This is a genomic window from Aurantiacibacter suaedae (assembly GCF_005434915.1).
Classification (GTDB): Bacteria; Pseudomonadota; Alphaproteobacteria; order Sphingomonadales; family Sphingomonadaceae; genus Alteraurantiacibacter; species Alteraurantiacibacter suaedae.
The window spans coordinates 179,002-202,223 of sequence record NZ_SKCG01000003.1; the positions used below are offsets into that span (position 1 = coordinate 179,002).

Sequence of the window (23,222 nt, forward strand, 5' to 3'; positions counted from 1 at the left end):
AAATCTTCTCCCTATGGCGTAGACTATCGACGTTGGTGGCCGAAGTCTTCTCCCATCTACAAGAGCTTCAAATTCGCGAATTCTCTTCCCTCGCAATCACTGCTCGCAACTCCGGCCACGATAAACCTCCGCCTCAGCCTCCCGCCGCCGCACCAGCCCCTTCATCACCTTGCCCGCGGCATAGACCCACCGCGAAAACTCCTCCGCCGCGCCCGCATAGTCGCCCGCGATATGCCGCCTTGTCAGCGTCGCGCGCGCAATCGCGCCGGTGTTGTAGTGAAAAGAGACCAGCGCATCGAACTGCTGCTGGCTGGTCGGCGCATCGCCGATAGCATCGGCCACCTCCTCGGCGTGGCGTGCAAGGTCTGTCTCCAGCCGCGCGTCGCACTGGGTGCGGGTCCAGACGGTGCCGGGGCCGATGCCTTCCCCGGTCGCGCCCCAGCCGATGGTCCAGGGATCGGCGCCTGTGGCGGGATCGGGATAGGCTTCCACCATGCCGTCGGGCCGCAGCTTCGCCAGCCCCTCGGACCTGCGGACCAGCCCCGCCCCTTGCGGGCTGACCGCCAGCGGGGCGGGAAGCTCAAGCGCGGCGTCGATGGCGCTGTCGAGCGCGCGGACATCCGCCTCTATCAAAGGGCGGGCGAGAAGGTGGCGGACGGCGGCGAAAATGGGTGTGCGGTTCATAGGTTAGCGCTCCGGCAAAACGAATCGCTTCCCCGGGTAGGCATTCTCAACGCGTGTAGGAAAGTGCGCAAACAAAAGGGCCGCCCGGTTTCCCGAGCGGCCCTGTTTGTTTTCTGCCCTACCGCTTCGCTGCTTGAGGGCAGCAAAGCGGATCAAGGCCAGTGCGCTTACGCGCTGTAGTACATGTCGTATTCGACCGGGGCAGGGGTCTGTTCGGTGCGATAGACTTCCGGCCACTTCAGCTCGATGTAGGCATCGATCTGGTCCTTGGTGAACACGTCGCCCTTCAGCAGGAACTCGTGATCGGCCTGGAGCGATTCGAGCGCTTCACGCAGGCTGCCGCAGACGGTCGGGATATCGGCCAATTCTTCCGGCGGCAGGTCGTACAGATCCTTGTCCGACGATTCGCCGGGGTGGATCTTGTTCTCGATTCCGTCGAGGCCCGCCATCAGCAGCGCCGAGAAGGCGAGGTACGGGTTCGCCAGCGGATCGGGGAAGCGGAACTCGACGCGCTTCGCCTTCTCGCCCGAGCCATAGGGAATGCGGCACGAGGCCGAACGGTTGCGGGCCGAGTAGGCCAGCAGAACGGGGGCTTCGAAGCCCGGCACCAGACGCTTGTAGCTGTTGGTGGTCGGGTTGGTGAAGGCGTTGCAGGCCTTCGCGTGCTTGATCACACCGCCGATGAAATAGAGGCAGGTCTCGGACAGACCGGCATATTCGTTGCCGGCGAAGGTCGGCTTGCCGTCCTTCCAGATCGACATGTGGGTGTGCATGCCCGAGCCGTTATCTTCCTTGATCGGCTTCGGCATGAAGGTCGCGGTCTTGCCATAGGCATGGGCGACCTGGTGCACGACGTACTTGTAAACCTGCACGCGGTCGGCGGTTTCGGTCAGCGTGCCGAAGGTGATGCCAAGCTCGTGCTGGGCAGCTGCCACCTCGTGGTGGTGCTTGTCCATCGGCAGGCCCATTTCGAGCATGGTTGAAACCATCTCGGCACGGATGTCCATGCAGCTGTCGACCGGCGCGACGGGGAAGTAGCCGCCCTTGGCGCGCGGACGGTGGCCCATGTTGCCGCCTTCCATCTCGGTGGCGGTGTTGGTGGGCAGCTCGACGTCGTCGATCTGGAAGCCCGAGCCGGCATAGCCGTCTTCGAAGCGCACGTCGTCGAACATGAAGAACTCGGGCTCGGGGCCGACGAAGACGGTGTCACCGATGCCGGTGGTCTTCAGGTAGGCCTCGGCGCGCTTGGCAGTCGAGCGCGGGTCGCGGCTATAAAGCTCGCCGTCCGATGGCTCGACGATGTCGCAGTTGATCGAGATCATCGGCGTGGCGCTGAACGGGTCGATGTAGACCGCGTCACAGTCCGGCTTCAGGATCATGTCGGACTCGTTGATGGCCTTCCAGCCGGCGATCGACGACCCGTCGAACATCAGGCCTTCTTCCAGCGCATCCTCGTCGATGACGCCGGCGCACATCTGGAGGTGCTGCCATTTGCCCTTGGGATCGGTGAAGCGAAGATCGACCCATTCGATCTCCTCTTCCTTGATGCGCTTCACGATATCAGCCGGAGTAGCCATAATAATCCTTCCTTATGGAGTGTTTGGCGTGAATTGGAGGCGGGCCATCGCAGGCCCGCTGATGATTGTGCTCAGCGCCGCTCAGATAGCGGCTTCGTCCTGCTCACCGGTGCGGATGCGGATGGCGGTCTGGATGTCGGAGACGAAGATCTTACCGTCACCGATGCGGCCCGTCTTGGCGGCGACGGCGATGGCGTCGACCACGGCTTCGGCCTGGCCATCGGCCACGATCACTTCGAGCTTAACCTTTGGCAGGAAATCGACCACATATTCCGCGCCGCGATAAAGCTCGGTATGGCCCTTCTGGCGGCCGAAACCCTTTGCCTCGGTAACGGTGATACCCGAAACGCCCACTTCGTGCAGCGCATCCTTCACTTCATCAAGCTTGAACGGTTTGATGATGGCTTCGATTTTCTTCACTTTACCCCTGCCATTCTATCCGACGCCTGATTTGTTGCAGGAACGCCGATGGTGCCGCTTCCCCGGCAATCACATCAAGGTATTAACAAGAATCGTGCCAAGGTGTGTGCCACAGGATTAGACAATCATCGGCAAGAGCGAAAGGGCGGATTTGCGGCATTTGCAAAGCCTGTGGCTGCACCCGCGAAACAGCGTTTCCCAGCGCTGCGGCGAGGCGCTGCCTAATTGTTGTGCAGGTGTTGCCGCATTAGCGGGCAGGCAGGTCAGAGACGCAGGCCCGCATATTCGTCGCAACCCGCCATCAGGTTGAGCGACTGCACCGCAGCACCGCTGGCCCCCTTGCCGAGATTGTCGAGCACGGCGATCAGGCGCGCATTCTTGCCCTCGGCGTCGGCGCAGACGTAGATGTCGATCCCGTCTGACGGCTCGGCCTGGGCGCGCAGCACCAGCTCTTCGGGGCACTCATCATGGACCGTGATCGTGCGCATTCCGGCATAGGCCTTGGCGAGGCAACCGCGCAGGTCAGCGGGCGGGGCGGCCTTACGCATGGCCTCGATCGGCAGCGGAACTTCGACCACCATGCCGCGATAGGCAGGCACTACCGAGGGGGCGAAGACCGGCGGATATGCTAAGCCTGTGCGTGCCTGCATTTCGGGCAGGTGCTTGTGGGCGAGGGTGAGGCCATAGGTGCGGAAGGCCAAGTCGCTCTCGTCCTCGTAACGCGCGATAAGGCCCTTGCCGCCGCCGGAATAGCCCGACACCGCGTTCACCGTATAAGGCCAGTCGCGCGGCAGCAGGCGCTCGCGGATCAGCGGGGTGATCAGCGCGATGAAGCCGGTGGAATAGCATCCGGGATTCGAGACCTGCTTGGCCCCGGCCACGACTTCGCGGCCGACGATTTCGGGGAAGCCGTAAATCCAGCCGGGCGCGGTGCGATGGGCGGTGGAGGCGTCGATCACGCGGGTGCCGCTGTCGGGCGAAATCATCGCTACGGCTTCACGCGCGGCATCGTCGGGCAGGCACAGGATTACGAAATCGGCGAAGTTGAGCGCTGTCTTGCGGCAATCCGCATCCTTGCGCTCGGCCTCGCTGAGGCGGATCAGCTCGAACTCGTCACGGCCCGCCAGCCGGTCCGCGATTTCGAGGCCGGTGGTTCCGGCGCCGCCATCGATGAAGACATTATGTGCCATTGCTGTTCCTCAGCCTGCGGTAGTCGGTTCGAGCCGGTCGATGTGGACATAGCCCACCGGGCCTTCGAGCGAGAGACAGCCCCAGGCCCAGCTCCCGGTGATGTCGAGCAGTTCGAAGCTGTCGCCTTCCATCAGTACGCACAGCTCTTCCGCCTCTTCGGAGGGCGCCACGCGCAGGGTAGCGCCGCCGGGCATGACAGCACGCGGTTGCGGCACGGCATAGTGCGGCACGAAGTGCGTTCCCGCCAGGCCGATGTGCGCGAGATCGCCGCGCAGGGGCAGATCGTTGCCTTGCGGCCGCGTCACCGGGCCGGACAAGGCATAGGGGCCCTGTACGTGCGTGGAAGGCTGGGTATCGTCGTTCTGGCTCAAGCGCCGTTTATCCGTAAGTACTGGCTACAAGCGGCTGCGCTTAGACGGCGCGGCTCCATGGGGCAAGGCTGCGCGGTGAACGTGCGTTAACCGAAGCGCTGGCGCACCATGTGGAAGGCCGCCCGCAGGCCCAGTGCCTCACCGCCCTTGGGCCGCCCCGGTTTGGCTGCCGGACGCCAGGCGAAAGTATCGAAATGGGCCCAGTCGATCGGGCTGCCATCGTCCTTTTCGCCCACGAATCGGTCGAGAAACAGGGCCGCCACACTCGCGCCGGCGTAACCATTGCTGGGGCTGTTGGTGAGGTCGGCGATGGGCGATTTCAGCCACTCGCCATAGGCATCGTGCAGCGGCAGACGCCAGAGCGCGTCGTCGTGGTCCTTTCCGGCGGCAATCAGCGCTTCGGCTGTCGCATCTTCGCGGGTGAACAGGGCGGGCAGATCCGGCCCCAGCGCCACGCGCGCCGCGCCGGTCAGCGTGGCGAAGTCGATCACCAACTCGGGGGCGCTCTCGCTCGCGAGCGCCAGCGCGTCGGCCAACACCAGCCGTCCTTCGGCATCGGTGTTGCCGATCTCCACCGAGAGGCCCTTGCGGCTGGCAAGGATGTCCCCCGGGCGGAAGGCATTGCCTGAAATCGCATTCTCGACCGCGGGGACAAGACATTGCAGCCTTACCTTGAGCCCTGCCTGCATGATCCATTCGGACAAGGCGAGGGCATGGGCCGCGCCGCCCATATCCTTCTTCATCAGCAGCATTCCGGAGGACGACTTCACATCGAGCCCGCCCGAATCGAAACACACCCCCTTGCCGACAATGGCGAGGCGCGGGTGGGCATCGTCGCCCCAGTTCAGTTCGATCAGGCGGGGGGCGTGCTTGCGCTCTGCCGCGCGGCCCACGGCGTGGACCATCGGAAACTCTTTTTCGAGCCGGTCGCCGCGCACAACTTCGATGCTTGCGCCATGCTCCTTGGCGATGCGTTCGGCCTCGGCCTCCAGCGCGGCGGGGCCCATGTCCTCAGCGGGCGTGTTGACCAGATCGCGCACCAGCGCCACCGCGCGCGCTTCGGCCTGCGCCGTCTCGATCTTGCTGGCCTCGCTCGTCAGCAACACGCGGGGGCCTTCGGCGTCGCTCTCGCTAAGGTAGCGGGTGAAGCGATATTGCGCGGTCTGCCAACCGTGCAGGGCTGCCCCGGCGGAGCCGCTGGCAAGGCGATAGGTTCCGGCAGGGAGCACTTCGGCCAGCTTGGCCAGACACCAACTTGACAGTGTCTCCGGATCGGCAACGCCGCCAACAGCAAACCAGCCGTCGCCCTCTGGCACGATGGCGGTTTCGTAACCTGCCCCCTTGAACTTTTGCGCAGCCAGCGTAGCGCGTTGGGGCCCGCTCAGTCCTTTGGCGAAATCGTCGAAGCTGGCGGTGTTCACGAGGTGGATCGTGTGCGCGTCCTGGCCACGATCCGGCTGGATCAAAGGTTCTGCAATGCTCATGAAGCAGTCGCTTGCCTATTCGGGACGGATTTGGGAAGAGACGAAGGGTATGACGCGCGAATTTTTCTGGCTCGCCTCTGCGCTTGCGCTTGCCTCTTGCCAGGAGGCGCAGCAGCCCGATCAGCCCCCGCAGGCGCCAACGCCGCCGCCTGTGGCCGCCGAGTCGGGAGGGGCTGAGACAAAAGCACCCACCGGCGGAGCGCGGCAAGTGACCGAGGAGACTGACACCTTCGTGTTCGAGTACTCCTATCCGCAGGCCGCCGGCGACGTGCCTGAATTGGCAAACTGGCTCGACGCCCAACTGCAGAAGCGGCGCGACGAGCTGGCACTAAACGCCGCTCGCGACAAGGAAGAGGCGCGCGATAACGGGTTCCCGTTCAACAAGTATTCGTCCAGCACCGAGTGGCAGGTTATGGCGGACTTGCCCGGCTGGCTGAGCATGTCGACAGAAATCTCGACTTACACCGGCGGTGCCCATCCGAATTACGGATTCGATTCGATGGTGTGGGACGAGGAGCGCAACATTTCGCTTGAACCGATCGCCTTCTTTGCCTCGCCCGATGCGCTCGACGCGGTACTGGGCGACGAACTGTGCGAAAAGCTGAACAAGGAACGGGCCAAGCGCCGCGGTAAGCCAGTGATTGAGGGGTCGGACGACGAGTTCGATGCCTGCGTCGCGATCGGAGAGGCGAACCTTTTGCTCAGCTCGGCAGGGGGGCGCAAGTTCGACCGGATCGGCGTGGTGATCGCGCCTTACATCGCCGGGCCGTGGGTGGAAGGCAGTTACGATTTTACCTTCCCGCTGACGCCCGAAATGCTTGAAACGGTCCGCCCCGAATATCGCGAGATCTTTTCGGTCGGGAAGTAAGCCGATCAGAAAAATGGCTGGCGGCTCGAAATTTCGCGCAAGGCGCGCTACATGGGCCGCATGACGCAATACCAACACGTAGATGCCGACGCCGATATGGTGCGTGACGGCACGATCAAGCTGCACGGCCCCGAAGGTTTCGAAGGGATGCGCAAGGCCGGGCGGCTGGCCGCCGAGATCCTTGATGCCCTGGCCGACCATGTCCGCCCCGGTGTAACCACCGGCGAGCTGGACGACATCGTGCGCGAGATGACGCTGGCGGGCGGCGGTGTGCCCGCGACGCTTGGCTATCATGGCTATACGCACTCTTGCTGTATCTCGCTCAATCACGTGGTTTGCCACGGCATTCCGGGCGACAAGAAGCTGAAGGATGGCGACATCCTCAACATCGACGTGACGCCGCTGGTAGACGGCTGGCATGGCGACACCAGCCGGATGTTCCTGGTTGGTGATGTGCCGCTGAAGGCGCGCAAGCTGGTGGAAGTCACCTACGAATGCCTGATGGTTGGCATTGCCGAGGCGCGGCCCGGTGCGCGGGTGGGCGATATCGGCGCGGCGATTCAGGCCCATGCCGAGCGGCACCGTTATGGCGTGGTGCGCGATTTCTGCGGACATGGCCTTGGCCGCCTGTTCCACGATGCGCCCGAGGTGATCCACGCCGGTCGCGCGGGCACGGGCCCCGAGCTGCGCGCGGGTATGTTCATGACGATCGAGCCGATGATTAACCTCGGCAAGCCCGCGGTGAAGGTGCTGAGCGACGGCTGGACCGCGGTGACACGCGACAAGAGCCTTTCGGCCCAGTTCGAACATTCGATCGGCATCACCGAAGATGGCTGCGAGATCTTCACCAAGAGCCCGACCGGACGCGATCAGCCGCCTTACGTGTAAGGCTGCGAAAGGTTGATCGGGCTCAAGGATTTTTGCGTAGGGATCGACATGGTGCAGGCTCTTCATTGTGGAGCCCTCAAATGTCGAATTCTGCCCTCAAGTCCGCATTTCTCGCCCTGCCGCTAATTTTCGGCGGTTGCCAGACTGTCCCCGTCGATCAGGTGGAGGCCGCGCCTCCCATTGTATCCAGCGATGGCCACGCGCTGGCGCAGGCGGCCTGTGCGGGCTGCCATTCGGTCGAGCGCTATGGCCTGTCGCCGAACCCCAAGTCGCCCGAGTTTCCCACCATCGCCAATGCGCGCGGGTTGAGCGTGGCGACGCTGACCAACTGGCTGCGCAGCGCGCACAACTATCCTGAAGAGATGGATTTCTATCTCGAAGATGACGAGACTGCGTCGCTGGTTAGCTACATATTCACCCTTCGCGACGAAGCCTACCAGCCGCCGCGCTAGCCCTCGCGCGCAGCCCGGATTGCCGCGCCCCCGGCGAATGGCGCCATCGCCACCAGCACGAGGCTGATCGCGGCGGTCAGGGCAAGTCCGCCTTCGCCGCCGGTCGAGAGCGCGCCCGCGCCGAAGATCAGCAGCGGCACCGCAAGCGGGATAACCAGCAGCCCCGCCAACGCCGCGCCGCCCCCGCGCAGTCCAACGGTGACAGCGGCGATGATGATACCGATTGCGGCCAGCCCCGGCGTGCCTGCCAACAGGCCCAGCTCGACCACGCGCAAGGTTGCGCCGTCGATACCCACCAGCGCGCTGGCGGGCAGGGCGGCCAGCATCACGAAGGGGCCGAAGCTCAGCCAGTGTGCGATCAGTCGCACCGTCACCACCAACTCTTCGGACAGGCCGCGCAGCGCCCACTGGTCGAACATGCCCGCTTCGAGATCCGGCGCGAACAGCCGGTCGAGCGGGAGGATCGCGGCAAGCAATGCGGCGACCCAGATTACCCCGCCGCCGGTGCCTGCCAGAAGCGTGGGGTTGGGGCCGATGGCGAAGGGGTAGAGCATGGCCACGGCAAGGAAGAACAGCAGCGGCAGCAAGGTGCCGCCGCCCTGCGTTCCTGGGAGCAGGCGGGCAAGATCGCGCCGCAGCAGGGCCAGCGCCGCGCTCATGCCGCGTGCTCCGCCAGCGCCAGCCGGGTGAGCGCGGGCAGAGCGAAGGTCTGGTGGCTGGCGATCACTGCGATGCCGCCTGCGGAAAGGTGCTCTGCCACCAAGGTTTCGACCAGCGCGACGGCATGGGTGTCCAGCCCGTTAAGCGGTTCGTCGAGTAACCAGATCGGTGTACGCTGGCCGAGCAGGCGGGCGAGCGCCGCGCGTTTGCGCTGCCCGGTCGAGAGATAGCGCACCGGCACATCGAGCAGCGCCTCCAGCCCGAGCCGCTCGATCCCGAGCGCCTCGCCCCCGTCAATTCCGCGCCAGAAATTGAGCGCCTTGCCAAGCGGCTGGTGTTCGTCAAGCGCGGGGCGTTCGTCGAGCAGGGCCAGCGCGCCTTGCCTCTCGACCTCGCCGGAATAGGGGCGGGCAAGTCCTGCCAGAATGCGCATCAGGCTCGACTTGCCGATGCCGTTCGCGCCCGCCAGTTGCAGCGCCTCGCCAGGGCCAAGCGCCAGCGACAACCCCGCGAACAGCAGCCGGTCGCCGCGTCGGCAGGCAAGGTCGGTCGCACGGATATGGCACTCTTCCATCGGCTCGTGCGTTAGGCGATGGAACTCAGCCTAACAAGCCAAGGGATTCGCATCATGACCGACCAGTCAACTAACGCCATCGACAAGCCCAGCGAACTGGAAAGCGCGCTGGCCCGCCTGCCCGAATGGACGCTGGGCGATGCGCACAAGTCGATCTCGCGCGGGTTTTCCTTCGCCGACTTTTCCGAGGCCTTCGCCTTCATGACCCGCGTGGCCATGCTGGCTGAGCAGCACAACCATCACCCCGACTGGGCCAATGTTTACAACCGCGTCGCGATCACGCTGACCAGCCACGATGCGGGTGGGCTTACCTCGCGAGACTTCAGGATGGCCAGCGCCATTGACGCGCTGGTGGATTAGGCCCCGCCTTGCCACATCCGCTCGCGGTGAGCGGGGCGTGCTAACTAAAGCCCCAGATGCTCCGCCCCGTTGGGGATCTGTGCGGTGGACTTTGCGACAGTGTCACCCGCTGCCTCGGCCCGTCCACCGAGATAGCGCGACAGGAACTCTTCGGTGATTGCGTTGAAGGCGATGTTGTTTTCTGGACGGTGGAAGCCGTGGCCTTCGTCGGGAAACAGCACATAGGTGACGGGAATTCCCGCCGCTTCCATCGCGCTCACGATCTGGTCGCTTTCGGCCTGCTTCACGCGCGGATCGTTCGCGCCCTGGCCGATCAGCAGCGGCTTCTCGATCTTGTCCGCCTTGTAGAGCGGGCTGATCGACTTCAGGAACTCCAGCCCCTCGGGCGTGCCGGGGTTGCCCATCCGTTCGTGGAATTGCTTCACCAACGGCTCCCAATATGGCGGGATCGTTTCCAACAGTGTCTCGAGGTTCGACGGGCCGACGATATCGACGCCGCAGACGAACACGTCCGGCGTAAACGTCAGCCCCACCAGCGTAGCATAGCCGCCGTAAGAGCCGCCCATGATCGCGACTTTGTCGCGCGCGGCGATGCCTTTCTCCACGGCCCATTCCACCGCGTCGATAAGGTCATCGTGCATCTTGCCCGACCATTCGAGGTTGCCGGCATTGATGAAGCTCTTGCCGAACCCGGTCGAGCCGCGGAAGTTCACCGAGAGCACCGCATAGCCACGGTTGGCCAGCCACTGATGCGTCCGGTTGTAGCCATAGCCATCGCGCGCCCAGGGCCCGCCGTGAACCAGCAGCACCATCGGCACCGGCTCTGAAGGAATGCCGTCGCCATCCTCGTCGCAGGCCGGGGGCAGGGTGAGGAACGAGGGCAAAGTGAGCCCATCGCGGCTGGTGATCTCCAGCGCATGCATCGGTTGGAGCGGCGCGCCTTCCAGCTCGGGCCGGGTGTTGTAGAACTCGGTTAGCGTGTCGGCATCGCGGTCGTAAAGGTAGGCGCGGATCGGAGCGGTCAGCGGGTCGTTCCAGACCAGCCACTTGCGATCATCGTCGGTGCGCGACTGAATGCCGAAGTCGCCATCGAGCCGCTTGCGCAACCATGCGAGCGCGGCGCCGATTTCTGGATCAATGGCGTGATGCTCGGTGCGCAGATAGGTCGCGCTCCAAGCCTGTACCACTCCGGTTTTGGTGTCGCGCATGGTGCCGCCCACATCGGCCTTGTCGTGCTCGGCGACGAGGGTTCGCTCGCCGGTCGCGGTGTCCTCGGCATAGAGCGCGGCGGTGTCGCGGCCCCGGCTGTCGAGCCAGTAAAGTACCGAACCATCGGTGGTGTAGCCAGCGGTGCCGGTGGTCAGCGCATCGTCCATCCCGATGCTTTCGCGCGGCGCCTCGGCCACCACGCCGTCGACAATCTCGAACATGTCGTTGCCGCCCGCGGCGTTCTGCTGGATCGCCCAGCGCAGCGTCAGGCTGTCGTCGCTTTCGAAGCCGACATAGGCGTTGTTCTCGTAGACCAGCTCCATTTCGCCGGTCTTGAGGTTCAACTTGTGGACATCGTGAAAGCGCGGATCGCGATTGTTGATGCCGACGAGGATGGTATCCTTGATCGTGTCTGAAGCGCCGACCACCTGCGCCCGGGTGTTCTCGAACGGGGTCAGACAGCGTTCCTCACCGCTTTCCACATTCACCTGATAAAGCAGAAAGTTCTCATCGCCGCCCTTGTCCTGGATATAGAGCAGCGAGGTGGAATCGGGTGACCAGAAATATGCCGGGATCGGGCGCTCTGTTGCGCTGGTCATGCGGCGCGGATTGTCGGGATCATCCGATGGAGCCATCCACACGTTCATCACGCCTTCGTGCGGCGCCATCCAGCTGACCCACTTGCCATCGGGACTGATCTTGCCGCCTGCGCGGGTCGGATTGCCGAAAATGTGATCGCGCGGGATCAGGGGAACGGTGGCGAGGGCGTCGGTGGTGGCGGTAGCAGTCATGGGCTCTCCCTTGGGTTGCTGGAGAGCTAGGGATTGCTGGGGAGAATGGGAAGGGTGGGGCGGGCATAAGCCGAACCGCGAACCTGACGAAGTTGACATTTTGCCGGATTAAGGCGCGAAAGCAGACCATGGGAAAAAGCGAATGCCGAATGTGGCAGGATGACATTGCTGATCAACCTTGCTCATCTCTTCGAGGGGGTTGGGGGCGCGACGCTTGCATGGAACCTCGATCCCCCCACAAGGGAAAGACTCTTCTTACCAACGCAATGTTAGCCCTCCCTAGCAGCCCGCTGCGTTTGAAATAAAGTGCTGGCCTGGCCGGGGCGGGTGGCCTTGGAGACCTGCCTCAATAGCCAAAGATCACAGCGCCGCGTTGCGGCCCTTGACTATGAAAAATAACTCAGAATAATAATGCGTTAAGCTGCCTGTGATCGTGGAATTCGCTATCCTATGGGTGGACAGCGACAGTGTCGGCGCTGGCGGAACTGAGAACAATGTCAACAGCCGACAAATTTGGAGGGACAATGAGCAGGCTTCTATCTGCGGCGTGTGGCTGCACCGCCTTGTTGATGCACACGGTTGCATTTGCACAATCAGGGGACGTCCCTGATTGGGTGTATGGTGACGGTGAGCTTCCCGAAAAATGGTCGGTGACAAATGAAGCTTATGGAGCCTGCGATGCCGGGGCGATGCAATCTCCCATAGATCTAGCTGAGACAAATGCTCGCGGTGATATCAGTCTTTCCGCTTCTTACGGGGTGGCCGAGGGTAAGCTGAAATTGGGCCCACGCAAAGTGCAGGTCGATGTGGGCCCCGGCATGGGAATGATTTCGGGCGAGCGTCTTTACAGCTTGCTGCAGATGCATTTCCATACTCCTGCAGAACATGTTCTGCACGACAAGCGCTATCCGCTCGTTGTCCATCTCGTTCACGGGTCCCAGAAAGGGCACTTTGCCGTGCTGGGTGTAGCGTTCGAGGAAGGCGAGGCAAATCCAGCGTTGCAGCCTATCATCGATGCGATGGAGGCAAACCGGTCGGCTTTCGAATTCGACGTCGCAAAGCTCGTACCCGACGACCTCTCTGTTTATCGCTACATGGGTTCGTTGACGACGCCTCCTTGCACCGAAGGCGTAAATTGGCACGTAGCAGATAACGTTCTGACGGCGAGCCCGGAACAGATCGCCATGTTTGTCAGCCGTTTGGGCAATAGCAACCGCTCGCTCCAACCGGTTAACAATCGGCTTGTCGTTGGTCCGGAAGGCTGACAGCTTACAGCATGCAGTCTCTCCACGGATCGAAAGCGTATGGCCCCCGTCCGTTTTCCCCTCAAACTCGTCCATCCAGCTCGGTGTGACAGTATGCCGATTGCGGGCCGAGGCTCAGGTCTGAATTTGTCCAAGCCGTTTAGTAGATGGCAGGGGCCATAGGAAAGCGCAGCGCATCTGCGCCGGCTCGCAACACTCACAGCGCCGGATTATCGTAACAATGCCAGGTAAAGATCGCGAGCGCGCCGCGATGGGGCCGCCAGCCCTCCGCCAGCGCACGGGTCGCTTTTTCATCGGGCCGTTCCTCCAGGCCCAAGATCTTCCCCATGCCCGCCATCACCGCCAGATCGCCAGCGGGCCAGATATCGGGGCGGCCTTCCGCAAACAGCAGGTAAATCTCGGCAGACCAGCGGCCGATGCCCTTGATCCGCGTCAGCTCGGCAATCGCGGCTTCGTCGTCTGCGGGAAGGTTTTCAAGGTCCAGCTCACCCGCGTGGACCAGTTCGCACAGACTGCGCGCATAGCCCTGCTTCTGCCGCGACAGTCCGCAGGCGCGCAGGGCATCGAAATCACGCGCCAGCAGTTGGGCGGGATGAATGTCCTCGCCCAGTTCGGCCTCCATCTTGCGCCACACAGAGGAAGCTGACGCCACGCTTACCTGCTGGCCGACGATCGTGCGTAGCAAGGTGCGATAGCCGCGCTCGCGAATGCGCGGTTCGGGGTAGCCGCAGCGCTCCAGCGCTTGCGCAATTGTCGGCTCGCGCGCGGCGATCCAGTCGAGGCTGGTGGTGATCTGCTCCGAGGTAAGTCCCATATGCGCCCTTCTTGCCAACTTTTTCGCGATTGCCTAGCACGGCGCGAAATCAACAAAGGGATTCCCGCATATGCCGCAGCTAACCGTCGTCAGCCGTTCGGGTGAGGAAGAGACCGTCGAGGTTGGCGAAGGCCTCACCGTGATGGAGGCCATCCGCGACAACGGCTTCGACGAGCTGCTCGCGCTGTGCGGCGGTTGCTGCTCGTGCGCCACCTGTCACGTCCATGTCGACCCGGCCTTTGCCGACAAGCTGCCCGCCATGAGCGAGGACGAGGACGACCTGCTCGACAGTTCGGACCATCGCGATGCGACCAGCCGCCTGTCCTGCCAGCTTCCGTTCACCGGCGAGCTGGATGGCCTAAAGGTCCGCATCGCCGAGGAAGACTGACTTCACGCGGGCCAAGGCAAAGCTGATTGCCCTCTGGCCCCGCGCATCCTACTTCGGGCAGCATGACAGCTTTACCCGTCAAGACAGACAGCCTCGACCTCATCGGCAACACCCCGCTCGTTCTTCTTAAGGGCGCGAGTGAGGCCGCCGGATGCGAGATCTGGGGCAAGTGCGAATTTGCCAACCCCGGAGCCTCGGTGAAGGACCGCGCGGCTTTGTGGATCATCCGCGATGCCGAGGAGCGCGGCGAGCTCAAGCCCGGTGGCACCGTGGTCGAAGGGACGGCGGGCAACACCGGCATTGGCCTTGCGCTGGTGGCCAATGCCAAGGGTTACAAGACGATCATCGTCATGCCCGACAACCAGAGCGCGGAGAAAATGGCCACGCTGCGTGCGCTGGGCGCAGAGCTGGTGCTGGTCCCGCCGACCAAGTTTGCCGATCCTAACCACTTCGTCCACACAAGCCGCCGTCTGGCCGAGGAAACCGAAGGTGCGATCTGGGCCAACCAATTCGACAACGTCGCCAACCGCCGCGCCCATATCGAAAGCACCGCGCCCGAAATCTGGGAGCAGCTTGGCGGCAAGGTCTCGGGCTTCACTTGCGCGGCTGGCACCGGCGGCACCATCGCTGGCGTGGCTATGGGGCTGAAGGCCTTTGACGAGAACATTCGCATCGCGCTCACCGACCCGCACGGCGCTGCGCTCTATAACTATTATGCGCAAGGCGAGCTGAAGGCCGAGGGCTCGTCGGTGGCTGAGGGGATCGGGCAGGGGCGCATCACGGCGAACCTCGAAGGCGCTCCGATCGATACGCAGTTCCGGATTTCGGACGAGGAAGGTCTCAAGTGGGTCGCGCAGTTGCTGCGCGAGGAAGGGTTGGCCTTGGGCCTCTCCTCGGGCATCAACGTGGCGGGCGCGGTGGCGCTGGGCCGCGAACTCGGCCCCGATGCGCGGGTGGCGACGATCCTGTGCGATACCGGTTTCCGCTATCTCTCCACGCTGTACAACGCCGAATGGCTGCGCGCGAAAGGCTTGCCTGTTTTCGATTGGCTAGGTTAGGTTCATCTGGTTCGGCTTAGGGGGCCGAAATCATGGCGATCGATCCGCGCGAACTCTTGAAAAGCTTCAACCGTCCCGAGGTGGCGCCAGAAGGTGCGCCGTTTGCCGGCACGCGGGCGCAGAAGGTGCAGCGGTTGCAGGTCGGAATCTTCGGGCTGGTGTGCATGATCCTGGTGGTGGCGCTGGCCGATATCGTGGTCAGCCGCGCCGATCAGACTGAGGCGAGCGTTGTCTCCAAGACCGGGCCTTCTGTGGAGCCTACAGAGCCTGCCGCGCCGCGCGATCCGCTGGCGGATGCGGGCGTGGTGCCCGAATTGCCTATCGAAACCGGCGTGCCTGCCGAAAGCGCGCAACCCACCCCGTCCACCAATGCTCCGTTGCCCGCTGGCGTTGCTGCGCAGTAATCTGGCGCTGGCCCTCGCAGCGGCGGCGCTGGCCTTGTCCGCGCCGCTGGCTGCGAGCGATGCCATGCCCGAAACGCAGGGCGACGCGCCTTTGCCGCAGCTGGGGCTGATGGGGACAATCCCGATCTACTGGGGCGAAAGCGGCGGGTTTGCCGAACTGCTGGCAGGCGAGGCGGAACTGCACTGGGCGCGTGCCAGTCTGGAGCAGGGCTATCATCTCGTCCCGCTCGATTATCTCTCGCCCGAGGCGCTGGCGGAGCAAAAGTTCCTGCTGCTGGCCCAGCCACGCGGGCTGACTGCCGACGAGAATGTCGCGCTCGATGCCTGGGTGCGAGCGGGCGGGCGCCTGCTGCTGTTCGCCGATCCTTTAATGACGGGCGAAAGCCGCTTTGCGCTGGGTGACCGGCGGCGCCCGCAAGACGTGGCGCTGCTTTCTCCAATTCTCGCGCACTGGGGGCTGGAGCTGCGATTCGACCCAGGCCAAAGCGCGGATTGGCAAATGCGGGATTTTGCGGGCACGCCCTTGCCTGCTCGGCTTGCTGGCACATTCGGCATGGTGGGTGAGGCGCAATCCTGCACCCTTTCGGCAGGCGATCTGGTGGCGCAATGCGGCCTGGGGAGCGGGTTTGCGCTGATCGTGGCTGATGCCGCGCTGCTCGATCTGGCCGATCCCGTGTCCGAATCCGCTCCCGCGCTGTCCATGCTGCTGGCGCGCGCCTTCGGGGACAATGCGGGAGCGGGCGGGACGGCGCGGGCCGAGGCGGTTTCTTCTGAGAATATTGCCGAGAATCAAGAATATGATAGAAATTCAGGCACTTTGGTTAACGATAGGGAAGGGATAAATGCTCCGCCGTAGGGCCTAGATAGTCCCACATATCCCAAGATTTCCCGTAATTTCCCCTTTATTCCCGCTCCCTGTCACGGTACTACGGTGAGGCATCGGACATGACTCGCGTCCAGCGTTCCGAATTTTCGGGGCGGCCCTGTTGCGCCTGCGCTTCAGGGTTCGGGGAGGGCGTGTCTGGCGAATTTGGGCTTAATCGGGGACCGGGGCAGTGGCATTGCCGATCCAGTACAAGGGACAGGGCTTTTCGCTTCGCGGCGAAAAGAGCCGGTTCGTGCTGCCTCCGTCCTTCCGCAAGGACTTCGCCGACAAGGGCGACGAGCGCATCCTGTGCCTCGGCAAGCACGAGCGCTGGCCCTGCCTCAAGGCGTTCAGCCAATCCGCCATCGCCGGGTTCGAAGATATCCTCGACCGCGAGGAAGAAGCTGCCCTGCGCCGCGACAAGGACTACGACCGCGAACTGCGCGGCGCGCAGCTGCTGAGCTACGTCGAGGTTCCGTTCGATGCCAGCGGGCGCTTCGTCATGCCAGACCACCTGACGGATCTCGCCGGGCTGGGTGATGAGATCTTCTTCCAGGGCGGGATGCCGTTCTTCACGATCTGGGCGCCGGAAAAGCTCTATTCGATGGGCGAGGCTTGGGAGAACGGGAAGGCCAACTGCCGCACGCTCGCCGAAACCGCGAAGAAGAAGGCGAAGGCGAAATGAGCGGCGCCGCGAACTCTCCTGCCCCGCACGTTCCCGTCCTGCTTGACGAGGTGATCGAAGCGCTGACCCCGCAGCCGGGCGAGCTGATGGTCGATGCGACCTTCGGCGCGGGCGGCTATACCCGTGCGCTGCTGGCGCGCGGCGCCACCGTCCACGCCTTCGATCGCGATCCCGACGCCATCGCCGCTGGCAACGAATGGGCTGAAACTCGCGAAGATCCGCCGCGGCTGGTGCTGCACCACCGGCGTTTTTCCGAAATGGCAGAGGCGCTGGCCGAGGCTGGCGTGGAGAAGGTCGACGGCGTGACGATGGACATCGGCGTCTCCTCAATGCAGCTCGATCAGGCCGAGCGAGGCTTTGCCTTCATGCACGATGGTCCGCTCGACATGACGATGGACCAGTCAGGCCCCAATGCCGCCGACTTCGTCAACACCGCAACGGAAAGTGCCATCGCCGACGTGCTCTATCAGTATAGTGAGGAGCGCCAGTCGCGCCGCGTCGCCCGCGCGATCGTGGCGGCGCGCCCGCTTACCACCACGGGCGAGCTGGCCAATGTGGTGCGCAAGGCGCTGGGCCACCATCCCGGCGCGCCGAAAGATCCGGCGACGCGCACCTTTCAGGCGATCCGCATCCACGTGAACCGTGAGCTGGACGAGCTGGCCGAGGGCCTTGCCGCCGCCGAGCATTTGCTGGGCGAGGGTGGCCGGCTGGCGGTGGTCAGCTTCCACTCGCTGGAGGACCGCATCGTCAAGGCCTACCTGCGCGATGCCGCCAACCAGAACCCGCGCGGATCGCGCTATCTGCCTGAGACGGCGAGCGACATGCCGGCGATCTACACGCAGGTATCGCGCGCGATCCGCCCGTCTGCCGCTGAGATCGAGCGTAACCCGCGCGCCCGCTCGGCCACCTTGCGCGCTGCCACCCGCACAGCCGCACCCGCCCGCCAGAACGATCAGGAGGCAGTATGACGACGCCCGCCCGTTATCGCCGTTTCGGTTGGCTTGCCGTTTTGTCGGTCTGTATCGTGCTCTACGTGATGCTGCACCTCAAGGTGAACGCGGTTCACTCCGAAGTGGTGCAGGCCGAGCGCGAGATCGTGCGCCTCGAACGCGCGAACATGATGCTCGAAACCGAGTTTATGACCCGCGCGAACCAGGTTCAGCTGGCCCGGCTCAACCGCATCAACTTCGGCTTTCGCGCGCCCGAGGCGAGCCAGTTCATCGATGGTGAGCGCCAGCTTGCCCAATTCTCCAAGCCGCGCGCCGACGATGCGCCTGCGCCTATCCGGCTGGCGGGCCTGAGTTCGACCGACGGCGTGCCCGCCTTTCCAAAGCTGGTTTCGCCATTGACGGGTGAGCCGCTCGATGCGGCGCTGGTCGAAGGGGTGCCGCCTACGGCTGGCGATGGCTCGCGCAATCGCGGGGTGGGCATCGGTCTTGGCGACAGCAGCGGCCAGGTGCGTGTGCCGCTGGTTTCCTTGCGCGGAGACCTTGGCCAATGACCACGCTTGCAGCGGCTCCCCATATGCGGGTGCGCAGCACCGGAGCCGGACTGTTCGATCACCGCCGCCGCGCGCTGCTGGTGGCGCGGCTGCGGCTGTTGCTGCTGATGTTCGGCTTCGTGGCGCTGGCGCTGTGTGCGCTGGGGCGGATTGCGTGGCTCGGCGCGGCCAAGCCGGGGCCGCAGGTGCAGTCTATGGTAACGCTGTTGCGGCCCGATCGCGGCGAGATTACCGATCGCAACGGCCTGCCGCTGGCCCGTGAGTTTCCTGCCTATGCGCTCTGGTTCAATCCCGAGGCGATGGCGGATGGTGGCGAACCGCTGGTCCGCTCGGCAGCCGATGTGGCGCGCGAACTGCGGGCCATTTTCCCCGATCTCGACGAGAGCGAGGTGGCGCAGATGCTGGCCTCTCGCAAGGCGGGCTATATCCGCCGCCGCATCCTGCCCGAAGATGCCAACAAGGTGCAGAACATTGGCGAACTGGCGCTGGAAATCACGCGCGAAAAGGACCGCCACTATCCGCAAGGCTCACTGGCGGCGCACGTGCTGGGCTATGTCGCCGCCGATGGCCATGGCCGGGTCGGCATGGAAGCGGTGCTCGACAAGCGGCTGCTCGACCCCGCCCTGCGCGGCGAGCCGGTCGCCCTGTCAATCGACGCGCGGGTGCAAGGCGCGCTGGAAGACGAGTTGGAGCGTGGGATGCTCTCGGTCGACGCGGTGGGCGCGGCAGGCATCGTACTCGATGTCGATACCGGCGAGGTTCTTGCGCTGGCGAGTAAGCCGGGGTTCGATCCGAACCAGATCCGCACTTCCGATGTCGTGCTGCCCAAGGAGCGCACAGATGCCGGCGAAATGCCCGCCGTGTTCAACCGCCTGACTAACCAGGTCTACGAACTCGGCTCCACCTTCAAGCCGCTGACCGTGGCGGTTGCCATCGATACCGGGGTGATTACGAACCTTGGCCGTCGCTGGCAGGCCAACAAGCCGGTCAGGGTGGGCCGCTATTCCATCGGCGACAGCCACTTCATCGGCGATACGCTCAACGTTCCCGAGACGCTGATCCATTCCTCGAACATCGTTTCGGCACAGATCGCGGGCGAGATCGGCGGGCCGACTCTGCATAACTACTTCGGCCAGCTTGGCATGAACGAGGCGCCCTATATCGAGCTGCCCGCACGCGGCGCCCCGCTGGGCATGGAAGGCCAGTGGGACAAGACCAAGGCGCTTTACGCCGGGTTCGGCCACGGCATCGCGGTGACGCCGCTCCACCTGGCTTCGGCCTATGCGGCGATGGTCAATGGCGGGATCTGGCGTCCGGCGACGCTCAACCGGATTGAGCCTGGCCATGCGCCGCGCGGTCGCCGGGTGTTCAAGGCGAGCACCAGCGCGCGGATGAACCAGTTGCTGCGTCTGATCGCGCTCTATGGCACCGGTAAGAACGCCGATGCGCCCGGTTTCCGCGTGGGCGGCAAGACAGGTTCTGCCGAAAAGCCAGGTGTGCGCGGCTATCGCCGGACGACGCTGGTTTCCACCTTTGCCGCGGCCTTCCCGATGGACAAGCCACGCTATGTGGTGATCGCCATGCTTGACGAGCCGAAGGGCACGCGCGCCTCATCGTTCCAGCGCACCGCCGCCTGGAACGCCGCACCTATCGTGAAGCGACTGGTGTCGCGGGTCGGCCCGCAGCTGGGTGTCCTGCCCGATGCCAACCGCGACATCGATCTGAGCGATGTTCGCTCGCTGGTGGGGGAGTAATCGCGATGCTGCTTTCCGATTTGGCGAAACTTGCCGGTATCGATGCCCCGCAGGATGGCGCGGTGCGGATCACCGGCTTTGCTATCGACAACCGCAAGGTTGCCCCCGGCAATGTGTTCGGCGCCTTTCCCGGCACGAAGGTCAACGGCGAGGACTATATCCCGGCCGCCATCGCTGGGGGAGCCGTGGCAGTGATCGCGCGGCCCACGGCCAAGGTGGAGGGTGCGCTGCACATTCCGGCTGAGGAGCCTCGCCGCGCTTTCGCTCTGCTGGCTGCACAGTTCTATCGCCCTGTGCCCGAGACCGTGGTTGCGGTTACGGGAACCAACGGCAAGACCTCGACCGCCGAGATGACGCGCCAGATATGGCGGATGCTGGGGCTGCGCTCGGCCTCTATCGGCACGCTCGGCGTCACCACGGCTGACGAGAGCATCTCGACGGGCCTCACCACACCGGATATCGCCACCTTCCTCGCGACCATGACCGGCCTCGCCCGTGAAGGTGTGAGCCACGTCGCCTATGAGGCGTCGAGCCACGGCCTGTCGCAGTATCGCAACGAGGGCATCGAGGTGGCTGCCGGAGCTTTCACCAACCTCAGCCGCGATCATCTCGATTACCACAAGGATATGGACGAGTACTTCGCCGCCAAGATGCGGCTGTTCTCCGAAGTGGTGTCCGAAGACGGTAGCGCGGTGATCTGGACCGACGACAAGTGGGGCAAGTTGGCCAAGGCGGTCGCAACGGCGCGCGGCCTCAAGCTGTTCACGGTGGGCGAAGAGGGCGACGGCATCCGCCTGATCGCGCGCAAACCCACGCCACTGGGGCAGGAGCTTAGGATCGTTCACGGCGGTCGGGCTTACGCCATCCGTCTGCCGCTGATTGGGGCTTATCAGGTCGCCAATGCGCTGGTGGCGGCGGGGCTGACGCTGGTAACGGGCAGCGATCCGGCCCGCGTGTTCGATGCGGTGGCGCGGTTGCAGCCGGTGCGCGGGCGGCTGGAACGCGCGGCTATCGCGGCGAGCGGCGCGCCGGTCTATGTCGACTATGCCCACACCCCCGATGCGCTCTCCGCCGCCATTGCGGCGCTACGTCCGCACGTTTCGGGCCGGCTCATCACCGTTTTCGGTGCCGGGGGCGACCGCGACAAAGGCAAGCGCGCGCCGATGGGCGAGGCTGCTGCGGCTGGCTCCGACCTGGTGATCGTCACCGACGACAATCCGCGCGGCGAAAATGCCGCCACGATCCGCGCCGAAGTGCTGGCTGGCGCGCCCAATGCACAGGAAATCGGCGACCGACGTTTGGCAATTGCCGCCGCAATAGGCGATGCGCGGTCCGGGGACATCGTGCTCGTGGCCGGCAAGGGGCACGAGCAGGGTCAGATCGTAGGGTCCGGAGACAATATGCAGGTTTTGCCGTTCGATGACGTTACCGTGGCGCGCGAGTGTGCTGCCGGGCTGGGCTCGGGAGCAGGCCGATGAACGCGCTCGCGAAAGTCATGCGCTGGCCGGTCGGTGAAGCGCGCGGGAAACGGCTCTCGCTGTGGACCGCGGCCGAGATTGCAGCGGCCACCGGCGGTACGGCGAGCGGCGACTTCGAAGTCTCGGGCGTCGAGATGGACTCGCGCGACGTGCGCAGCGGCGACCTGTTCGTGGCGCTGAAGGGCGAGGCGATGGACGGCCACCGCTTCGTCGAAGCGGCCTTTGCGCGCGGTGCTGCCGCAGCGCTGGTTGACCGGCCTGTCGATGGTCCGCACGTGCTGGTGGAAGACACCAACAAGGCGCTGGAGGCGCTCGCAGCACAGGCCCGCAATCGGACCGTGGCGAAGGTGATCGGCGTAACCGGCTCGGTCGGCAAGACCGGCGTGAAAGAAGCGATTTTCGCCGCGCTCGAACGTTCGCGCGGCGGACAGGGCGAGCTGGGTGGCAGCATCGGCGCTCACCGCTCGGTGCGCAGCTACAACAACCATGTCGGTGTTCCGCTGAGCCTTGCGCGGATGCCCGTGCGCAGCCGGTTCGGCGTGTTCGAGATGGGCATGAACCATGCGGGCGAGATCGCCGCGCTCACTTCGCAGGTGCGCCCGCATGTTGCCGTGATTACTACGATTGCGCCTGCGCATATTGAGAACCTTGGTTCGGAAGAAGCGATTGTCGAGGCCAAGGCCGAGATTTTTGGCGGGCTGGAGAAGGGCGGAACCGCCGTAATCCCCGCGGACAGTCCGCACTTCGAGCGGCTGCGCGATGCCGCGCTCGGTGTCGGCGCGAAGGTGATCAGCTTTGGCCGTGCGGACCATGCCGATGTGCGCTTGCTCGAAGCGCTGCCGCTGGCGCAGGGCGGGGCGCTTGTCACCGCGCGGATGGACGGCGCGAGCCTGTGTTACCAGGTGGCCGAACCGGGCGAGCACTGGATTTCGAATTCGCTGTGCGTGATGGCTGCCGTGCGTGCGGCAGGCGGTGATCTGGGCGCTGCCGGGCTAGCGCTGGCGGAAATGGGCGGCCTCAAGGGCCGGGGCGCGCGGCGGCGGATTGTCGCGGTTGGCGGACATGCCCTGCTGATCGACGAAAGCTACAACGCCAACCCCGCCTCGATGCGTGCCACCCTTGCGCAATTGGGTCAGACGCCTGCCACGCGCCGCATCGCCGTGCTCGGCGCGATGAAGGAACTGGGCGATTTCGGACCGGGCTTTCATGCCCAGCTGGCAGAGCCGTTGCTGGCCTCGCAAGCCGACTTTGCCGTGCTGGTCGGCGCGGAGATGGAACCGCTTGCCCGCGAACTGGGGAAACAGTCCGTAAATACGCTTGGCAATCCCCTCGGCTTTGCCCATTGCGCCGATGCAGGCGAGGCAATTCTGGCCCTTGAGGAATTCGGTATGATCGGCGGCGATGCCGTGCTGGTCAAAGGCTCGAATTCTGTGGGATTGTCGCGTCTGGTGGACCACTTTGTCGCCAGGGAAGGCTGAAAC

Annotated in this window: 25 protein-coding genes; 15 read left to right on the forward strand and 10 right to left on the reverse strand. The window is 64.4% G+C overall.

The window, feature by feature from the left end:
• Positions 1-96: 96 nt before the first annotated feature.
• From E0473_RS11800 to E0473_RS11825, 6 genes are all read right to left on the reverse strand, one after another.
• Positions 97-684 carry a lysozyme gene (locus E0473_RS11800; RefSeq protein WP_137681098.1) on the reverse strand — a complete coding sequence of 196 codons (588 nt, stop codon included), beginning with the start codon at positions 682-684 and terminating at the stop codon, positions 97-99.
• Positions 685-851: 167 nt separating this feature from the next.
• Positions 852-2,261, reverse strand: a complete 1,410-nt coding sequence (glnA, locus tag E0473_RS11805) for a type I glutamate--ammonia ligase (RefSeq protein ID WP_137681099.1) — start codon at positions 2,259-2,261, stop codon at positions 852-854.
• Between the two features lie 81 nt (positions 2,262-2,342).
• A complete protein-coding gene (locus E0473_RS11810) occupies positions 2,343-2,681 on the reverse strand; it encodes a P-II family nitrogen regulator (RefSeq protein ID WP_137681100.1) in 339 nt (112 codons plus the stop codon).
• Between the two features lie 263 nt (positions 2,682-2,944).
• Positions 2,945-3,871, reverse strand: coding sequence for an N-acetyl-gamma-glutamyl-phosphate reductase (gene argC, locus E0473_RS11815; protein WP_137681101.1), 927 nt, complete (start codon positions 3,869-3,871; stop codon positions 2,945-2,947).
• A 9-nt stretch (positions 3,872-3,880) separates the two neighbouring features.
• Complete coding sequence (locus E0473_RS11820; protein ID WP_241657485.1) at positions 3,881-4,243, reverse strand: hypothetical protein; 363 nt, start codon at positions 4,241-4,243, stop codon at positions 3,881-3,883.
• Positions 4,244-4,329: 86 nt separating this feature from the next.
• Positions 4,330-5,727: a leucyl aminopeptidase family protein gene (locus E0473_RS11825; RefSeq protein ID WP_137681102.1), complete on the reverse strand. Its 1,398-nt coding sequence runs from the start codon at positions 5,725-5,727 to the stop codon at positions 4,330-4,332.
• Between E0473_RS11825 and E0473_RS11830 the strand changes: the two genes are divergently transcribed.
• From E0473_RS11830 to E0473_RS11840, 3 genes are all read left to right on the forward strand, one after another.
• Positions 5,726-6,595, forward strand: a complete 870-nt coding sequence (locus E0473_RS11830; RefSeq protein WP_161981581.1) for a DUF4163 domain-containing protein — start codon at positions 5,726-5,728, stop codon at positions 6,593-6,595. The two genes, E0473_RS11825 and E0473_RS11830, sit on opposite strands and share 2 nt — an antisense overlap.
• A gap of 60 nt (positions 6,596-6,655) precedes the next feature.
• On the forward strand, positions 6,656-7,483 hold the full coding sequence (gene map, locus E0473_RS11835) for a type I methionyl aminopeptidase (RefSeq protein WP_137681104.1): 828 nt from the start codon (positions 6,656-6,658) through the stop codon (positions 7,481-7,483).
• 80 nt (positions 7,484-7,563) lie between these two features.
• Positions 7,564-7,935 carry a c-type cytochrome gene (locus E0473_RS11840; RefSeq protein WP_137681105.1) on the forward strand — a complete coding sequence of 124 codons (372 nt, stop codon included), beginning with the start codon at positions 7,564-7,566 and terminating at the stop codon, positions 7,933-7,935.
• On the opposite strand, the gene E0473_RS11845 is transcribed toward E0473_RS11840, so the two are convergent.
• Entirely contained in the window at positions 7,932-8,594 is a 663-nt protein-coding gene (locus E0473_RS11845; RefSeq protein WP_137681106.1) for a heme exporter protein CcmB, read from the reverse strand. The two genes, E0473_RS11840 and E0473_RS11845, sit on opposite strands and share 4 nt — an antisense overlap.
• Positions 8,591-9,169 carry a heme ABC exporter ATP-binding protein CcmA gene (gene ccmA, locus E0473_RS11850; protein WP_137681107.1) on the reverse strand — a complete coding sequence of 193 codons (579 nt, stop codon included), beginning with the start codon at positions 9,167-9,169 and terminating at the stop codon, positions 8,591-8,593. The genes E0473_RS11845 and ccmA overlap by 4 nt, the downstream gene beginning before the upstream one ends.
• 54 nt (positions 9,170-9,223) lie before the next feature.
• Between ccmA and E0473_RS11855 the strand changes: the two genes are divergently transcribed.
• Positions 9,224-9,529, forward strand: a complete 306-nt coding sequence (locus tag E0473_RS11855; protein WP_137681108.1) for a 4a-hydroxytetrahydrobiopterin dehydratase — start codon at positions 9,224-9,226, stop codon at positions 9,527-9,529.
• Between the two features lie 44 nt (positions 9,530-9,573).
• Here E0473_RS11855 and E0473_RS11860 read toward each other — a convergent pair whose 3' ends face one another.
• A complete protein-coding gene (locus E0473_RS11860) occupies positions 9,574-11,529 on the reverse strand; it encodes a S9 family peptidase (RefSeq protein ID WP_137681109.1) in 1,956 nt (651 codons plus the stop codon).
• Positions 11,530-12,023: 494 nt separating this feature from the next.
• On the opposite strand from E0473_RS11860, the gene E0473_RS11865 reads away from it, so the two are divergent.
• Positions 12,024-12,794, forward strand: a complete 771-nt coding sequence (locus E0473_RS11865) for a carbonic anhydrase (RefSeq protein ID WP_241657486.1) — start codon at positions 12,024-12,026, stop codon at positions 12,792-12,794.
• A gap of 196 nt (positions 12,795-12,990) precedes the next feature.
• Here E0473_RS11865 and E0473_RS11870 read toward each other — a convergent pair whose 3' ends face one another.
• Positions 12,991-13,608: a DNA-3-methyladenine glycosylase family protein gene (locus E0473_RS11870; protein WP_137681110.1), complete on the reverse strand. Its 618-nt coding sequence runs from the start codon at positions 13,606-13,608 to the stop codon at positions 12,991-12,993.
• A gap of 70 nt (positions 13,609-13,678) precedes the next feature.
• On the opposite strand from E0473_RS11870, the gene E0473_RS11875 reads away from it, so the two are divergent.
• The 10 genes from E0473_RS11875 (at position 13,679) to E0473_RS11920 (ending at position 23,219) form a co-directional block, all read left to right on the forward strand.
• Positions 13,679-13,996, forward strand: a complete 318-nt coding sequence (locus E0473_RS11875) for a 2Fe-2S iron-sulfur cluster-binding protein (protein ID WP_137681111.1) — start codon at positions 13,679-13,681, stop codon at positions 13,994-13,996.
• Between the two features lie 62 nt (positions 13,997-14,058).
• Positions 14,059-15,054, forward strand: a complete 996-nt coding sequence (locus E0473_RS11880) for a cysteine synthase A (protein WP_137681112.1) — start codon at positions 14,059-14,061, stop codon at positions 15,052-15,054.
• A gap of 32 nt (positions 15,055-15,086) precedes the next feature.
• Positions 15,087-15,458 carry a hypothetical protein gene (locus E0473_RS11885; RefSeq protein ID WP_137681113.1) on the forward strand — a complete coding sequence of 124 codons (372 nt, stop codon included), beginning with the start codon at positions 15,087-15,089 and terminating at the stop codon, positions 15,456-15,458.
• On the forward strand, positions 15,445-16,314 hold the full coding sequence (locus E0473_RS11890) for a Gldg family protein (RefSeq protein WP_161981582.1): 870 nt from the start codon (positions 15,445-15,447) through the stop codon (positions 16,312-16,314). The genes E0473_RS11885 and E0473_RS11890 overlap by 14 nt, the downstream gene beginning before the upstream one ends.
• 199 nt (positions 16,315-16,513) lie before the next feature.
• The gene (locus E0473_RS11895; protein WP_241657487.1) at positions 16,514-17,008 is read left to right on the forward strand and encodes a division/cell wall cluster transcriptional repressor MraZ; all 495 of its coding nucleotides are present in this window, start codon (positions 16,514-16,516) and stop codon (positions 17,006-17,008) included.
• Complete coding sequence (gene rsmH / locus E0473_RS11900; RefSeq protein WP_137681115.1) at positions 17,005-17,976, forward strand: 16S rRNA (cytosine(1402)-N(4))-methyltransferase RsmH; 972 nt, start codon at positions 17,005-17,007, stop codon at positions 17,974-17,976. Before E0473_RS11895 ends, rsmH begins: the two co-directional genes overlap by 4 nt.
• Complete coding sequence (locus E0473_RS11905) at positions 17,973-18,509, forward strand: hypothetical protein (protein WP_137681116.1); 537 nt, start codon at positions 17,973-17,975, stop codon at positions 18,507-18,509. The genes rsmH and E0473_RS11905 overlap by 4 nt, the downstream gene beginning before the upstream one ends.
• Positions 18,506-20,263 (forward strand): peptidoglycan D,D-transpeptidase FtsI family protein, encoded by a 1,758-nt coding sequence (locus E0473_RS11910; RefSeq protein ID WP_137681117.1) that lies wholly within the window; start codon positions 18,506-18,508, stop codon positions 20,261-20,263. The genes E0473_RS11905 and E0473_RS11910 overlap by 4 nt, the downstream gene beginning before the upstream one ends.
• 5 nt (positions 20,264-20,268) lie before the next feature.
• Entirely contained in the window at positions 20,269-21,741 is a 1,473-nt protein-coding gene (locus E0473_RS11915) for a UDP-N-acetylmuramoyl-L-alanyl-D-glutamate--2,6-diaminopimelate ligase (protein ID WP_137681118.1), read from the forward strand.
• Positions 21,738-23,219, forward strand: coding sequence for a UDP-N-acetylmuramoyl-tripeptide--D-alanyl-D-alanine ligase (locus E0473_RS11920; RefSeq protein ID WP_137681119.1), 1,482 nt, complete (start codon positions 21,738-21,740; stop codon positions 23,217-23,219). The genes E0473_RS11915 and E0473_RS11920 overlap by 4 nt, the downstream gene beginning before the upstream one ends.
• The last annotated feature ends 3 nt before the right edge of the window (positions 23,220-23,222 follow it).

Coding starts and splice junctions, on each gene's coding strand:
- E0473_RS11800 (WP_137681098.1), bottom strand. CDS start 684: ATGAACCGCACACCCATTTTCGCCGCCGTCCGCCACCTTCTCGCCCGC.
- glnA (WP_137681099.1), bottom strand. CDS start 2,261: ATGGCTACTCCGGCTGATATCGTGAAGCGCATCAAGGAAGAGGAGATC.
- argC (WP_137681101.1), bottom strand. CDS start 3,871: ATGGCACATAATGTCTTCATCGATGGCGGCGCCGGAACCACCGGCCTC.
- E0473_RS11830 (WP_161981581.1), top strand. CDS start 5,726: ATGAAGCAGTCGCTTGCCTATTCGGGACGGATTTGGGAAGAGACGAAG.
- E0473_RS11825 (WP_137681102.1), bottom strand. CDS start 5,727: ATGAGCATTGCAGAACCTTTGATCCAGCCGGATCGTGGCCAGGACGCG.
- map (WP_137681104.1), top strand. CDS start 6,656: ATGACGCAATACCAACACGTAGATGCCGACGCCGATATGGTGCGTGAC.
- E0473_RS11840 (WP_137681105.1), top strand. CDS start 7,564: ATGTCGAATTCTGCCCTCAAGTCCGCATTTCTCGCCCTGCCGCTAATT.
- E0473_RS11845 (WP_137681106.1), bottom strand. CDS start 8,594: ATGAGCGCGGCGCTGGCCCTGCTGCGGCGCGATCTTGCCCGCCTGCTC.
- ccmA (WP_137681107.1), bottom strand. CDS start 9,169: ATGGAAGAGTGCCATATCCGTGCGACCGACCTTGCCTGCCGACGCGGC.
- E0473_RS11855 (WP_137681108.1), top strand. CDS start 9,224: ATGACCGACCAGTCAACTAACGCCATCGACAAGCCCAGCGAACTGGAA.
- E0473_RS11860 (WP_137681109.1), bottom strand. CDS start 11,529: ATGACTGCTACCGCCACCACCGACGCCCTCGCCACCGTTCCCCTGATC.
- E0473_RS11865 (WP_241657486.1), top strand. CDS start 12,024: ATGTCAACAGCCGACAAATTTGGAGGGACAATGAGCAGGCTTCTATCT.
- E0473_RS11870 (WP_137681110.1), bottom strand. CDS start 13,608: ATGGGACTTACCTCGGAGCAGATCACCACCAGCCTCGACTGGATCGCC.
- E0473_RS11875 (WP_137681111.1), top strand. CDS start 13,679: ATGCCGCAGCTAACCGTCGTCAGCCGTTCGGGTGAGGAAGAGACCGTC.
- E0473_RS11880 (WP_137681112.1), top strand. CDS start 14,059: ATGACAGCTTTACCCGTCAAGACAGACAGCCTCGACCTCATCGGCAAC.
- E0473_RS11885 (WP_137681113.1), top strand. CDS start 15,087: ATGGCGATCGATCCGCGCGAACTCTTGAAAAGCTTCAACCGTCCCGAG.
- rsmH (WP_137681115.1), top strand. CDS start 17,005: ATGAGCGGCGCCGCGAACTCTCCTGCCCCGCACGTTCCCGTCCTGCTT.
- E0473_RS11905 (WP_137681116.1), top strand. CDS start 17,973: ATGACGACGCCCGCCCGTTATCGCCGTTTCGGTTGGCTTGCCGTTTTG.
- E0473_RS11910 (WP_137681117.1), top strand. CDS start 18,506: ATGACCACGCTTGCAGCGGCTCCCCATATGCGGGTGCGCAGCACCGGA.
- E0473_RS11915 (WP_137681118.1), top strand. CDS start 20,269: ATGCTGCTTTCCGATTTGGCGAAACTTGCCGGTATCGATGCCCCGCAG.
- E0473_RS11920 (WP_137681119.1), top strand. CDS start 21,738: ATGAACGCGCTCGCGAAAGTCATGCGCTGGCCGGTCGGTGAAGCGCGC.